The sequence below is a fragment of the Trinickia soli genome, from assembly GCF_002879855.1.
Classification (GTDB): Bacteria; Pseudomonadota; Gammaproteobacteria; order Burkholderiales; family Burkholderiaceae; genus Trinickia; species Trinickia soli.
On the sequence record NZ_PNYB01000005.1, the window covers coordinates 206,842 to 221,508 of the forward strand.

Annotated in this window: 11 protein-coding genes; 6 read left to right on the top strand and 5 right to left on the bottom strand. The window is 63.5% G+C overall.

The genetic code is table 11. The annotated features are described in order from the left end of the window. Nucleotides 1-280 precede the first annotated feature (280 nt). The 6 genes from C0Z19_RS08145 to C0Z19_RS08170 all read left to right on the top strand — a co-directional run bounded on the left by C0Z19_RS08145 (nt 281) and on the right by C0Z19_RS08170 (nt 6,131). Complete coding sequence (locus C0Z19_RS08145; protein WP_102609288.1) at nt 281-649, top strand: response regulator; 369 nt, start codon at nt 281-283, stop codon at nt 647-649. Then, a complete protein-coding gene (locus C0Z19_RS08150) occupies nt 642-1,265 on the top strand; it encodes a chemotaxis protein CheC (protein ID WP_102609289.1) in 624 nt (207 codons plus the stop codon). The genes C0Z19_RS08145 and C0Z19_RS08150 overlap by 8 nt, the downstream gene beginning before the upstream one ends. An 8-nt stretch (nt 1,266-1,273) precedes the next feature. Next, nucleotides 1,274-2,203, top strand: a complete 930-nt coding sequence (locus C0Z19_RS08155) for a GGDEF domain-containing protein (protein WP_102609367.1) — start codon at nt 1,274-1,276, stop codon at nt 2,201-2,203. Between the two features lie 241 nt (nt 2,204-2,444). Beyond that, nucleotides 2,445-3,299, top strand: coding sequence for a presqualene diphosphate synthase HpnD (hpnD, locus tag C0Z19_RS08160; RefSeq protein WP_102609368.1), 855 nt, complete (start codon nt 2,445-2,447; stop codon nt 3,297-3,299). Between the two features lie 139 nt (nt 3,300-3,438). Then, nucleotides 3,439-5,433 carry a squalene--hopene cyclase gene (gene shc / locus C0Z19_RS08165; RefSeq protein WP_102609290.1) on the top strand — a complete coding sequence of 665 codons (1,995 nt, stop codon included), beginning with the start codon at nt 3,439-3,441 and terminating at the stop codon, nt 5,431-5,433. After that, nucleotides 5,433-6,131 (top strand): phosphorylase, encoded by a 699-nt coding sequence (locus tag C0Z19_RS08170; protein WP_102609291.1) that lies wholly within the window; start codon nt 5,433-5,435, stop codon nt 6,129-6,131. The genes shc and C0Z19_RS08170 overlap by 1 nt, the downstream gene beginning before the upstream one ends. 127 nt (nt 6,132-6,258) lie before the next feature. On the opposite strand, the gene C0Z19_RS08175 is transcribed toward C0Z19_RS08170, so the two are convergent. From C0Z19_RS08175 to hpnN, 5 genes are all read right to left on the bottom strand, one after another. Then, nucleotides 6,259-6,522, bottom strand: coding sequence for a PAAR domain-containing protein (locus tag C0Z19_RS08175; RefSeq protein WP_102609292.1), 264 nt, complete (start codon nt 6,520-6,522; stop codon nt 6,259-6,261). A 203-nt stretch (nt 6,523-6,725) separates the two neighbouring features. After that, nucleotides 6,726-9,791: a type VI secretion system Vgr family protein gene (locus C0Z19_RS08180; RefSeq protein WP_102609293.1), complete on the bottom strand. Its 3,066-nt coding sequence runs from the start codon at nt 9,789-9,791 to the stop codon at nt 6,726-6,728. Between the two features lie 340 nt (nt 9,792-10,131). Next, nucleotides 10,132-10,926 carry a sulfite exporter TauE/SafE family protein gene (locus tag C0Z19_RS08185; RefSeq protein WP_102609294.1) on the bottom strand — a complete coding sequence of 265 codons (795 nt, stop codon included), beginning with the start codon at nt 10,924-10,926 and terminating at the stop codon, nt 10,132-10,134. A gap of 20 nt (nt 10,927-10,946) precedes the next feature. Then, nucleotides 10,947-11,795 carry an MlaA family lipoprotein gene (locus C0Z19_RS08190; protein WP_102609295.1) on the bottom strand — a complete coding sequence of 283 codons (849 nt, stop codon included), beginning with the start codon at nt 11,793-11,795 and terminating at the stop codon, nt 10,947-10,949. After that, nucleotides 11,788-14,424 carry a hopanoid transporter HpnN gene (gene hpnN / locus C0Z19_RS08195; RefSeq protein WP_102609296.1) on the bottom strand — a complete coding sequence of 879 codons (2,637 nt, stop codon included), beginning with the start codon at nt 14,422-14,424 and terminating at the stop codon, nt 11,788-11,790. The genes C0Z19_RS08190 and hpnN overlap by 8 nt, the downstream gene beginning before the upstream one ends. Nucleotides 14,425-14,667: the final 243 nt, after the last annotated feature.

Here is a 14,667-nt window from a genome sequence, read left to right on the forward strand (position 1 = left end):
TTGCGCGATCGATTTCGAAATTGGAGAGTTGATTTTCCGCGGGTTTGCTCCGAGAATTTCGCTTCATTTTGACGCGACATGACGCGCTCGCTCTAGCGGGCGCACGCCGAAGTGCAAGCTTCGGCCGCTCTCGCGCACCGCGCTCCCGCATCGGTCGACAGCGACTGGATCGCGACCGCTTTGCGTACGCTGCCCGTGGACACGCTCCAGTCCTGCTAAAGAAAGGGTTCCGAGCCGCCGTTAACCCGATATAGACCGTTTTCGTTTTTCGCACCCCGCCATGCCTCTGCCGATTGTGATCGCCGATGATTCCCTGCTTGCCCGTAAGGTTCTGACGAAAGCCTTGCCGGCCGATTGGGATGTCGACATCGCGTACGCATCGAACGGTCGCGAGGCGCTCGCACTGTACCGGGAGGGCAAAGCGTCGGTGATGTTCCTCGACCTGACGATGCCGGACATGACGGGCTACCAGGTGCTGGAAGCGCTTCAGCACGAGGACTTGAATACGTTTGTGATCGTCGTATCGGCCGACGTGCAGCCGCTCGCTCAGGAGCGCGTGCGCGCGCTGGGTGCCGCCGCTTTCATCGCCAAGCCCGTGACCCCCGAGGCGATCCTGCCCATCCTCAAGGAGTACGGGTTGTATGCGTGAGCACGTGTTCAGCGAAGAGCAGCGCGACGCCTTGCAGGAAATCGCCAACCTGGCGATGGGACAGGCCGCGACCCGGCTCGCGCGGCTGCTCGATACGTTCATCGAGTTGTCCGTGCCGCGCGTTCGCGTCGTGGGCGCCGAGGACGCGGCGCGCACGTTGCGGGAGATGACGGGCATCGACGAAAGCGTAACGGCGGTCCGACAAGGCTTCCGTTCCGACATCAAAGGCGAGGCGCTCGTGATCTGCCGCAGTAGCGGGGTCGGCCATCTCTGCTCGCTCGTCAACGATCCGTACGTCAATTCTTCTTACGATTCCGTGAGCCAGTCAGAGCTCATGTTCGACGTGGCGAATGTGCTGACGGGCGCATGCGTCTCATGCATCCTCAATCAGCTCGACCGCACGCCGATTTTTTCGGCTCCCGGTTTGCTCGGCGAAAAGATTGCGCTCGAGGATGTCTTTCAGGCCGACGTGGTTGCATGGAAGGTCGCCCTTCTGCTGGAGGTGAATTTCGCGCTCGAAGATCAGACGTTTCGCGCGCACCTCGTCATGCTGATGGCCGAGGATTCGATTCGCCGAATGAACGAAGCGCTCGATGCGCTCCTGTCCAGCCTATGAGCGACACGATGGAGCAATCCCTCAGCGATCTGGTGATCGAGCGCGTCGGTTTTGGCATTTTCGTGCTCGATCGGGACATGAAAGTGCTGATGTGGAACCGGTTCATGCAGGACCACAGCGGGCAGCCGGCCGATGTCGTCGTCGGCAGGTCGATCTTCGATACGTTTCCCGAATTGCCGCGCGTGTGGCTGTCCCGCAAGATCGAAAGCGTTTTTCAGCTCGGCAGCTTCGCATTCAGCTCGTGGGAGCAACGTCCCTATCTGTTCAAGTTCGATCATGATCGGCCGATCACGGGCGGCGTGGACTTCATGCAGCAGGACTGCACGTTCATGCCGCTAACGCGCGGGCGGGAAGTTGTCGCCGTCTGCGTCACGATCTCCGACGTCACGCACGTCAGCGTCGTGCAGCGCGAACGCGAGGAAGCCGTCGAAAAGCTGCAGGAGTACGCGAACCGCGACGGCCTGACGGGGATCGCGAACCGGCGTTTCTTCGAAACGCGGTTGCGCGACGAATTCCTGCGTTGGCAGCGGTACGGCGGCGAGCTCTCGGTGCTGCTCTTCGATCTCGATCACTTCAAGGACATCAACGATCGCTTCGGTCACGCTGTCGGCGATACGGTGCTGCGCGTGATGGCGCAACGCGTCGCGGACGCCGTGCGGGTGCAGGACACGTTCGGCCGCTTTGGCGGCGAGGAGTTCGCGTTGCTGCTTCCCTGTACGCCGTTGGCCGATGCGATGATCGTCGCCGAAAAAATCCGCCTGACGATCAGCGAGACGCCCGTCGAGGCCGACGGCGTGCGCGTGCCGGTGACGGCGAGCGTCGGCGGCGCGGCGGCGCGCCCAGGGCTGCCGAGCTACGAAGTGCTCATCAACGAAGCCGACGCCGCGCTGTACAGCGCCAAACGTCAAGGGCGGAACCGCTCGGTCGCACTCGCCTGAGCGTAGAGTGGCCCTCTTGCACGCAGGGCCTGAATCGGCAACTGCGGGGCCGCGAGCGGCGCCAAATGAAACGTTGGTATACTTTTGGCCGTTTCCGGCTCCCTTGCCGGCGCGTCGCACCGCCAGTTGTACGATGCGGGTTGCGCGCACGCGCGACGGTGTCCTCGCGGCCCGCGGCAATCGGCAACGGTACAGCAACGATTTTCATTCGCCCTGCAGGGGCGCCACAGCGGAGTTCGCCTTGGCCGTTTCAAATCTCGTCGCGGACGAACCAGCACCCGACGCCGCAGCCGCAGCCGTGACGTCGGGCAGTTCGTTCTACCTCGCCATGCGCATCCTGCCTGCTGCGCAGCGCGACGCGATGTTCCAGATCTACGCGTTCTGCCGCGCCGTCGACGACATCGCCGACAGTGACGCGCCGCGTGCCGAGCGCAGTGCCGCGCTCGAGCGTTGGCGCGCCGACATCGACGCGTGCTACGACGGCGAGCCGCGCCAGGGCCTGGCTGCATTGGCGCGCCAGATTCGCGCGTTTGGTCTGCGTCGCGACGATTTCCACGCGATGATCGACGGCATGGCGATGGACGCCGCGGCCGATATTTGCGCACCTGACGAAGCCACGCTCGACCTTTATTGCGACCGCGTCGCAAGCGCCGCGGGCCGCCTCTCGGTGAGAGTTTTCGGGATGAACGACGAGGCAGGGCATACGCTGTCGCACCATCTGGGTCGCGCGCTGCAATTGACCAACATCTTGCGCGATATCGACGAAGACGCCGCGATCAACCGGTGCTATTTGCCGCGAGAGTTGCTTGCGCGTGAAGGTATCGCGGCCACGAACCCGATTGCGATCGCCGACGACCCGTCGCTGCCGCGCGTTTGCGCGACGCTGGCGCAGCGCGCGCTCGAGCATTTCGCTCGTGCCGACGCAATCATGGACGCCTCGCCACGCAACGTCGTGCGCGCTCCGCGCATCATGTCCGGCGTTTATCGCTGCCTGCTCGAACGCACGCTCGAACGTGGCTTCGACGTGCCCCGTACGCCCGTGGCGAAGCCGCGTCTGCGGCTCTTGTGGATCGTGGCGCGCTACGCGTTCTTTTGACCGGACGGCGCACGTTTGGCAGATCGCATGCGAGGTCGTGGCCGCGGCGCCTGACGCTCGCAGCATGGGCGGTTCGCAATAGTTTGAGAATTCGACGGACGAAGCCCGGTGCTTCGTCTTCAACGCATTAGAGATGCCAATGAACGACATTTCCGCCCCGTCCGCCGTGATGACGGCTTCGAGCCTGCCCGGCGCGGCCGATACGCGCGCCGCGCTCGACGTCTCCATTGCGCGCGCGACGAATGCCATCCTCGCCGACCAGCGTCCCGACGGGCATTGGGTCTACGAGCTCGAAGCGGACGCGACGATCCCCGCCGAATACATCTTGCTCGTCCACTATCTCGGTGAAACGCCGAACGTCGAGCTGGAACGGAAGATCGTGCGCTACTTGCGTCGAATTCAGCTGGCCGACGGCGGCTGGCCGCTGTTCACCGACGGCGCGATGGATGTCAGTGCGAGCGTCAAGGCGTATTTCGCGTTGAAGATGGCGGGAGAACGCGAGGATGCCGACCATATGCAGCGCGCCCGCGCCGCGATTCTCGGTGCAGGCGGGGCGCAAGCCGTGAATGTGTTCACGCGGATTTTGCTCGCGTTGTTCGGCGTCGTGCCTTGGAGCGCGGTGCCGATGATGCCTGTGGAAATCACGCTGCTGCCGCAGTGGTTTCCGTTTCATCTTTCGAAAGTGTCGTATTGGGCGCGTACGGTCATCGTTCCGTTGCTTGTGCTCAATGCGCGGCGCCCCGTTGCGAAGAACCCGCGCGGCGTTCGCATCGACGAACTCTTTCTCGGCGATCCCTCGGCGACGGGCTTGCTGCCGCGCGCCGGACATCAGAGCCGAGGCTGGTTCGCGTTTTTCCGCGTCGTCGACACGGTGTTGCGCAGCGTCGATGGGCTGTTTCCGAAGAAGACGCGCGAGCGCGCGATTGCGGCCGCGGTGGCATTCGTCGATGAGCGTTTGAACGGCGAAGACGGCTTGGGCGCGATTTTCCCGGCGATGGCCAATGCCGTGATGATGTACGACGCGCTCGGCTATGGGCCCGACTACCCGAACCGCGCGATCGCGCGCGCGTCGATCGAAAAGCTGCTCGCCGTCGGCGACGAAGAAGCGTACTGCCAGCCTTGCTTGTCGCCCGTTTGGGATACGTCGCTCGCTGCCCATGCGTTGCTCGAAACCGAAGAGGCGCGTGCTCAGGAGGCCGCGCTGCGCGGTCTGCAGTGGCTGCGTCCGCTGCAAGTGCTCGACGTACGCGGCGATTGGATTTCTCGCCGTCCAGACGTACGGCCCGGCGGCTGGGCATTCCAGTACGCCAACCCGTATTACCCCGACGTCGACGACACGGCTGTGGTGGCGGCTGCGATGCACCGCGCGGCGGCGCTGACGCGCTCGAACGTCGACCGCGAAGCGATCGCGCGAGCGCGCGAATGGATCGTCGGTATGCAAAGCAGCGATGGCGGGTGGGGCGCCTTCGAGCCCGAAAACACGCAGTTCTACCTGAACAACATCCCGTTTTCCGATCACGGCGCTTTGCTCGATCCGCCGACGGCCGACGTCTCGGGGCGATGCCTGTCGATGCTGGCTCAACTCGGCGAATTGCCGGGCAACAGCGAACCGGCGCGTCGCGCGTACGACTACCTGCTCGCGGAGCAGGAAAGCGACGGCAGTTGGTACGGTCGTTGGGGCATGAACTACATCTACGGCACATGGACCGCGCTGTGCGCGTTGAACGCCGCAGGCCTCGCGCATGACGACGCGAGGATCAAGCGCGCAGTAGCGTGGCTGATCTCGATTCAAAACGAAGACGGCGGTTGGGGCGAGGACGGCACGAGCTATAAGCTCGACTATCGCGGCTATGAACAGGCGGCGAGCACGGCCTCGCAGACAGCATGGGCGCTGCTCGGTTTGATGGCCGCGGGCGCAGTTCAGGAGCCGGCTGTCGCGCGCGGTATCGAATACCTGATGAAGACGCAGCGGGACCATGGCCTGTGGGACGAGACGCGCTTCACGGCCACCGGCTTCCCGCGCGTGTTCTACCTGCGTTATCACGGCTATCGCAAATTCTTTCCGCTGTGGGCGTTGGCGCGTTACCGGAACCTCAAGCGCGACGGCCGCGTGCGCGTAATCGTGGGACTTTGATGGCGATCGCTGCGGGTTTGCCGCTCGTAGTAGTGACAGGCATGGCGTTCGAAGCGCGCATCGCGCGCGGTCCGGGCGTCGAAGTCGTCTATGCGGCGCGCGCCGACCGGCTCGAACATGCGTTGCGGCAGGCGTTGGCGCGTGGCGCGTCGGGCGTGATGAGTTTCGGTACCGCAGGCGGCCTTGCCCCGGGTTTGTCGCCGGGCACCCTGATCGTTGCCGACGCTATCGAAGGACCTTCGGGCCGCGCTTCAACCGATCGCGCCTGGGCCGAGCGCATCGCATCGGCGCTGCGCGCCGCGCTGCCCGCAACGCCGATCGAGCGCGGCGTGCTCGCGGCGGTCGCAGCGCCTGTTATCACGCGAGAGCAGAAAGAAGCACTGCATCGAACGACGGGCGCGCTGGCTGTCGATATGGAATCGCACATTGCTGCAGCCCACGCCGGCGCGCTAGGGCTGCCGTTCGCCGTTTGCCGGGCGATCGTCGACCCGGCATGGCGCACTTTGCCGCCGGCCGCGACGGCCGGGCTGCGTGACGATGGCACGACCGCACTCGCGCCGATCTTGCGTGAACTTGCCGGTGCGCCTGCGCAATTGCCGGAATTGATCCGTCTGGCCTTCGATGCGCGCGCCGCGCGATCGTCGCTCGTGGCCGGCCGTGCGGCATTGCTTCGTGCAGGCGCATTGAGGGCGGTTTGACTGGCCCGCGCTACTTGCGCCACTACCGGGTTTCAGCTGATCTGCATTCGGACAGCCATCTCTTGATGGCGGCCTGAAAACGCTGGCAGCAACGTACCGGGCGCATCAGGACGCAATGAGCTTCAGCCTAACTCCCGCCGAAGCCCTTGGCCGTGGATTGAAGCACAGCGCCGCAGCTCGTTTTGTGACCGTCGAATGCAACGGCGCGGCCATCGACGACGAATTCGGAATCGCCTTCGACGATCGTGCAGTTTTGATGTCCGTCCATCGGACACGTGCAAGTGTCGCCGACGCATGCGACGGGGATGCCGTCCACCTCGAAATCGGACGCGCCTGTTATCACTTTGCCGCCGTGGCTGGTCGGATCACCGACGCGAATGACGTTTTTCATGACGAAGGCTCCCGGAATTGTTGTGAGCGAGATTATACGAAGGTTGGATGTCGCAAATTGCGACTATCGATGACAGTTCGATCATTTGCGCGGGTTCGACGAGCTGGCGAATCGGATCGACGCCGGTAGGTTCCGCGCTTCTCATTCCCACGTGCACGAAGGCTGCGGCTCAGTTCCGAAACGATCGACGTAGGTGATCTTGATCAACCCAACTTCGGCATCGAGAGCCCACCGAGCCCCCCAAGCCCGCCTTGAAGCAGATGGCCGATCGCCGGAACGGCGGCGCCAACCTGACCCGCATGCGACAGCACGCTTTGGGCTCCGGTGGGCAGCACTTTGGCCATCGCTTGCTCCGCGAAGCTCGACCCCTGGCTCATGGCCGTTCCCACCAACGACGACGCGCCACCGAACGCAGGCGAGGCCGAGCCCGCCCCGGAAGCGGCGGCGGCCGCGCCATTTGCAGACGGCATCAAGCCGCCGAGCGAATCCGCAATGCCGGCTGCGGCATCGCTATCAGCGCTGGCAGCCGCATCGCCACTATTGGCCTGCTCCGCAGCCGGCCATTTCGGCGTCTTGAACTTGCTCGCCGTCTGATCCTGCTTGCGCGGATCGTCGCCGAATCTGACCTGCACGACACCGGAGGGCAGCCCGCTGACGATCGTGTGCCCGGCCGCATCGAGCGCGCCCTTGTTCAACAACGCGCCGCTCGCGTCTAATACGGAGAACGCGCCGCCTTTCACAGCCGCTTCGTTCGCATACTTGTGCACCAGCTCCAATTGCCCCGGCGCATCGGGCCGGGAAGAGGGCAGGGGATAGCCCATGCTGGCCGGGCCGTTGAAAAGCCGCTGTGCGCCTTTGACATCGACCGTGCCGGGCCCATGAATCTCGATGTTGCCACCCGCGATCTTGATGTAGGCGCCGCCGCTGGTCAGCAGGATGCCCTGATCGGCGGCGATCTCGATCGAATCGGTCGACGACACGATCTTCACGCCCTTTTGCGCGCTCAGTTCGATGTTGTCCGATTGCGACTGAACTTCGATCTTGCCTTTCGCCGCGAACAACTTCATGCCGGCATTCTGCACAAACAAGCTCAGCTTCTCGCCGACGCTCGCAAGCAACGATTTCCCGGCCGCGATATGAAGGCTTTGGCCGCTCGCGAAATTCACGTGGTCCGTGGCCGCAACATGCACCGACTGTTGCGTGGACAAGCCGATGCCCGCCGGACTGCCGAACAGCATGACAGGCTGATCGAAGCCGTTCGCGCTGCCGGTTCCGCCGCCAGCCGTGCGACCGTCGCCCGATGCCGAGCCCGCCACGGCCCTTTGCGTCGCATCGGTGTAGGCGCGCATCGCGTCGTAGCCGTCTTTGAGGCTTTCCGCCTGGTGCTGCTCGCTGGCTTGCGACAGCGATTCGACGATGCTTTCCGCGTTGATCAACTGACGCTGCGAATCGCTGACGTCGAGCGGCTGGCTGCCCGACGCCTTTCCATACGTCGAAACGTATAGCCCCTGCCCGGCCCGAATGGCGCCGTATGCATTCGATTTCAAATCGAAACCGCTGCCGAGATACGCGCCGCGCGTATTGTTCGTGTGATCGACGAGATAGCCGAGATGCAAATGCGAATCGGCGCTCGTCGAATAAAGATGGATGCGGTTTTGCCCGGTCGCGTCGTCCATCACGAGTTGATTGAACCCGCTGCCCCCATACTCCTTCGATCGATAGCCCGACAGCAAACCGTTCGTATGCCAGACCGGCGGCGTCGCGCCCCCGTGCATGCGGCTCAGAATCACGGGGCGGTCGCAATCGCCCTGCATGAATCCGACAATCACCTCGTCGCCTTTTCTGAGCGGATAGTGGCCGCCGCGATCGCTTCCCGCGTCGGGGAAGGCGGCACGCACCCACACCGATGCGCCTTCGTCGCCTTCGTTGCGGCGATTCCAGGGAAACCAGACTTTCACGCGATTGAGCGCGTCGGTATAGATCTCCTCGTCGTTCGGCCCTGCGATGATGCCCGTCTGCAATTGCATGACGGGCTTCAGATGTTCGAGCGGGCTGCGAAAGGGGGTACGGCGCCGCTGCGCCTCGATCTCGACCTGGAAGAAGCCTTCGCTGCCGTCGGGATGCTTCACCGTTGCGCCGCCAATGCCGGCCGTCGCCGCATGATTGACTTCGGACTGCAGACTTTCCGGGAAGTCCGCGACACCGTCCATGCCGGGCAGGTTGTTGCGGATCGTCCAGGTCGTACCGATGATGGCGAACTCGCGGTCTTGCTCGGCCTCGCGATCGTGAACGGGGTGGCCCGTCAAAGTGAACCAATAGCCGGGGCTCGCGGTGCGCAAGCTGCCAATGCCGTGATAACGCTTCGCTTGCGACTGCCAGGCTTCAGTGCGCACGCTCGCCTGATGATCGCCGTGGTCGCGTACGCCCCACGTATAGGCGCCCGTGTAGTCGTACACCTCGCCTTGCGCGGGAATGGCTTCGCGTTTGTCGATCGCGCTCGTCACTGCCTTCGGCAAATCGGGCCGCTTGTAATCGAAGGTGCGCGTCGTCAGCGTCGCACTTTGAATCTGTTGCTGCTCTTTCCATTGCGTCAGGCCATCGACTTCCTCGCGCAAGCCCGTGCGACGAAACCCGACAGTCTTCGCTTCGAGTTGGGGCATCAAATACGCGTCGTCCGTTAATACGAGCGTGTGCGACTTACCATCTTGCGCCTGTTCGAAACGGCCGAATACACCCGCTTCTTCAAGGCTGCGATGCACGAAGTTCCAGTCGAATTCCCACTGCACACGATTCGAATACTGCGGCATCGGCTGGCGCAGATCGAATCGATAGGCGCCTTGCGCTTGCGGATGTTGGTCGAACACGTCGGAGATGATTTGCTCGCCCGTTTGCTCTTGCCAATCGCGCATATCACGGCGAAGGCGAAGAAAATACATCCACGAGGAAAACCGCAATTGGTAGTAAGTAAGCGGTCCATCGGCTCCCAGGCGACTGAACGCGTGAACATAGCCGTGATAGGGCAAATAGCCGCCGTCCGCTTTTTGCAGCCATAGCGTGACAGCCTGGCCGATCAGTGCATCGAGCTTGATCTCGTTGCCGTGGATCGAGGCCGCATCGACGATAAATTCGTAATCGCGCCCAAGCCTGGCATTGCCTTTTACTTGCAGCGGCGCCAGCCAATCGGCACCTAACGGTGTGTCGAGCTTGATAAGGCGATTGCGCCCGGCCGCCCCGTCATAGAGCGCATTGAGAAGCGTATTCGACGTCATTCCGCCATTCCTTTAGAGCATCGGGTGTGCGCTATCGGCAGCGCAAGCGAGGCGGTGATTTTAATTGACCTCCATGACAAAATCGATAGTCGATTCTTTCAACGTAAGCGCTGCGCTCGAAACAAGCGTTTTATCTGAGGCGTTAGTGAGTGAAACAGTGAAATCTCAGAAAAATCTGCTGAATCGTGGCGTGATCTGTGCTGATTAAGTAATTTTTGCGGAGCGTGAGTCTATTGCCGGCCGATGCCCGTCGACGAATATCGTCGCGTCGGTTAGCGCGATATCGATGGACGTGATCCTGGATTGCGCGCAGGTTGTCTGCGCGGGCTTTCCTCTATCGCTACGCCCCCATTGCTTTACGAATCATCTGCACCGCGGTGCCGAGCACAAACAGCAAGACGATGATACGAAACGCGTGCGGCGGCAGCTTGTCCCGTAGTGGCCGCGCGATGACCATGCCCGCGATCACGGGGATGCTCGCGGCGGCCGAGATGAGCAGGTCGGTGCTCGATGCATGAGCGCCGCTCTTGAACGCGAGCAACAGCGTCACGATCGAAACGACGAGAATGATGGCCATTTGCTTCGTGAAGACTTTCCCGCGCGCACCCGACGAGATCAGATAAATCGCGAGCAGCGGCCCCGGAATCGACGCAATGCTTTCCATGAGGGCGGCGCCGAAGCCGAGCACGAAGCCGACCGGTCGGACCCACACCGGCGCGAGCGAAAACTTCGGCGATGCAAGCAGCAACAGCGCGGCAAACGCGAGGAGGCCGCCTGCAACGGCCTGCGCGTGATGCGGTTCGAGCGATATCAGAATCGACACGCCAACGATATTGCCGAGCACCGTCCCTACCAGCGGCGCGATAATGCGCCGCGCCGTGGCGAGCGTCTCGCCTCCTTCCAAAGCCTGCGGGATATTGCCGAGAATGACGGGCATCGACAGCAGCAGCACCGCCTGCTTCACGGGCATCATTTGACTCAGAATCGGCATCGCGACGAGCGGCACGCCGATACTGACGATGCCTTTCACCATACCGCCCACGAGAAGCGCCGCGACAATGCCGGCGAGTGCATAAGGATCGAGCGCATGCAACGTGGAGCCCAACATACCCTGGAAGAAAGCCGTGTGAAACATGGTCGAGGTCTATCCGCTTTCTATTGTTTATTGCCTTCGCCGTTCGAAGGCGGTGCGCCCGCGGGCGCATTGATCGGAGGGACCGCCGAAGCCGCGGCGGCAGGTGCTGCCGCGCTTGCCCCGTTCGGCGCGGCCGGCGTTGCGCTGCTTTCGTCGTCGTCGCCGTAATTCGGCAGCGCAGGCGGCTTGCCCGAATCGGCGCCGAGCGCGGCGCGGCGCTGCTGCGTGTACGCATCGCGCACGAACGAATATTTATCGAGCGCCGCTTGTTCGAGAATGTTCGTCGCGCCTAGCATGTCGGATCGAGCGCTGACGAACTGCAACGCGTAGAGCGGCCTGCGCGAATCTGCCGGCGCGTAGATCAGCGGACTGAAGCGCGTGTCGACGGCAAGCCCCACGCCGTCGCGGAACGAACTAGGCCCAAAAATCGGCAGCACCAGATAAGGACCAGACGGGATGCCCCAATGCCCGAGCGTCAGGCCGAAGTCCTGATGATGCTTCGGCAGGCGGGCCGGTGTGGCGAAATCGATGAGGCCCCCGATGCCGAACGTCGTGTTCATCGCAAAGCGGATCAAATCCTCCGTGGCATCGGTGATCTTCAGTTGCAGCAACTCGTTCGCGATATTGTTCAGGTCGCCCAGGTTCGAGAAGAAGTTGCTGATCGCGGTGCGCAACGGATGCGGCGTGACCGCTTGATATCCCTTGGCGATAGGGACGGCAACCGTGCGATCGATCGTGTCGTTGACCTTGAAGATCGCGCGGTTCATCGGCTCCAACGGGTCGCCGGCCGTCCGCTTGTCCGGGCTCGCGCACCCGACCAAAAGCGCCGCGGCGATCAACGTCGCGGCCGAGGTTCGTAGGTTATCCATCGATTCCTTCTGGTTCTTTCTCTTGGGTGCGCGCGGCGCGGGGTTTGCCCATCAATACGGGCTGGAAGACGACGGCGCCGACGAGCGTGCAAGACAGCGCAAGCGCCAACAGCCGGCCCATGCTCGCCGTGCCGGGGTGGTGCGAGAGCCACAGGCTGCCGAATGCGGTGGCCGTCGTGGCTGCGCTGAACAATACCGCATGTGTGAGGCTCGAGGCGAGCAGGCTGGTCTGCCCCGAGCGCCATGCCATCACGAAATAAACCTTGAATGCGACGCCGACGCCGAGCATCAGGGGCAACGCAATGATGTTCGCAAAGTTCAACGGCATGTCGAACACGACGCAAAGCTCGAGCGTCACCAACGCAGAGACGAGCAGCGGAATCATCGTACGCAATACATCGCCGAATCGACCCAGCGTGACCCATAGCAACACGGTGATCGAAAGCACGGCCCAAGCGGCCGCCTGCAAAAACGCCTTGATGATCGTGTCGGCCGAATGCAGGATCGAAATCGGGCCGCCGATCGCGCCGGGCTCCGCTTGTTTTACAGCATGGGCGAAACGACGCAGCATGGCGTCGTCGTTCGCGTCGACGCCCGCTGGCACGCGTGGCGAGATCTGCACAAGCGCGCGGCCGTCGGGGGCGACCCAATCGCGCACGAGCGCCGGCGGCAGCGTGTCGCGCGTAATCGCGGACGGCTGCAGCAGCATCGTGAGCTGGTGCAACGCGAGCCGAAGCGGCGTCGCGAATGCCGCTTCGGCTCGCTCACGTGTCGCCGCGTCGGCCGCCGCCAGCTTCGCCAGCGATGCCGAAAGCCGTTTGGCTTCTTTTGCACCGGGGCCCGGATGATCGTCGGCCGCATACGCGAGCTGATTCGAAGCACGTTTCAACGCGGCTACGCGCTGTGCGTCGGTGGCAGGCGGCGCGCTCGGCTGCGTCAATGCGGGCAACAGTGTTTGCGCCGCTTGCGCGATCAGCGCGAGCTTCTGCGGTTGATCGGGCGGGATGAACGTCGTGAGTGTCGTCACGCGCCCTACCTCGGGCACGCTGCTCAAGCGGTGCGCCGCCGAATCGGCCGCGGTGAGCGAGGGCGCCAACACGGCGACATCGTTGATCGATGCCTCGGGCGAGTCTTTCAACGACAGCAGCGTCGCCATCGATTCCGTCGTCGGATCCTTCAGATGAAGCGGGTTGAAGTCGAAGCGCAAATGCAGCAGTAACGGCGTCGCGCCGAGCACGACGATGAGCGTGCCCAGCAAGATCGGCTTGCGGTGATCCTGCAGAAAATCGTCGACGGGCGCGAGGCGCGGAAAGCCGGGCCGCGACGCCTCGCCGGGCGGCGCCATCAACTTGAGCAGCGCGGGCAGCAGCGTCATCGTGCTGAAGTAGGCGACGATCATGCCCACGCCCGCGATGAGGCCTAGCTCCGAAACGCCGCGATAGGCCGTCGGCAGAAAAGAGAAGAAGCTGACGGCGACAGCTGCGGCGGCCAGTGTGAGGGGCAGGCCCATCGAATGCGCGGCGCCGACGAGCGCATGATCGAGCCGCGGGTCGCGGTGACGCTCTTCTCGATACTTGACGCCGTATTGGATCGCGAAATCGGCGCCAAGCCCGATGAACAGGACCATGAACGCGACCGAAATCATGTTCAACGAGCCGACCATCATGAGGCCGAGCGCGGCCGTAATCGGCAAACCGACGGCGAGGGTCACGAGCACGGCGAGAATCATCCGCTTCGAGCGCAGCGCCACCCAGAGAATCGCGAGCACGACGATCAGCGTGCCGATGCCATTGACGATCGCGCCGTCCTCGACCGAAGCAAATTCTTCGTCGGCGAGCGGCTGCTCGCCGGTCAGGCGCACGACGGCGCCGTAGCGCTTTTGCAAGTCGAGCTCGCGCGCCACGGCGCGGATCGTGTCCGATGCCTGCGCACCGGCTTGCAGCGCCCCGTAGTTCACGACCGGTGTCACCGTTACGAACGATCGCGCGGGTTGATGCGCCGCATCGGCATCGACGAGAGCCCGCCAGGAGAACGCCGCGTTCTTGCCGGCCAATACGGCGTCGACCGTATCGGCCGCGCGCGTGAGCAGCGTCGCCATGGCCGGAAGTTTGACCTGGCCTGATTCGAGCGGCAGGCCGAGCATCGTCGACAACGTCGTGGCGAGGCCCGTTACGCTCGGATCATGGGCGAGCGTATTGACGAGCGGACGGGCTTGCGAAAGTTGCGCCGTCGTACTTGCCACGCTATCGGTCGGCAAAAACAGCATGCCGTTGTGCTCGAACAGCGGACCGCCGCCTGGCTGCGAGACAGCCCCGACCGCGGGGCGGTGCGCCGGACTCGACAGGCCCGCGGCAAGCGCGTCCGCCGCGGCGTCGGCCATCTCGGGCGCGCCTGCCTCGACCACGGCGAGAATCGTCTGACTGCGATCGGGAAAGGCACGGTCCATCGCATCGCCGAGCGCCGACCATTGCGGATCGCTTTCGATGAGCTTGCTGATGTCGGTATTGATCTTGAAGTGTTGCGCCATGTAGACGCCGCTTGCGGCCGCCAGCACGAGCGAGAGCGCGACGATCCATATGGGTCGGCGCACCGAGAAGGCAACAAGACGAACAATGAGGGGCGTCAGCATGAATCGGGATCGGCCGGCAGCGGGAAGGCAGGGAGCAAAACGCCTAAGTATACCGGCGGACGGGCTCGGGCCGCGGGTTGCCTCGCAGGCCGGCGCGGAACCGCACGGCGACCGCATGCGTCGAAGCTGAGGATGCACAGGCGAGGGTCGTTATACTGCCGAAATCGCTGGCGGAGTCGCTGACGGAATCGCTTCGCGGGTTTTTTCCGGCTTGCTTCCCGACGCGCTGTCCCCAACTTCGTC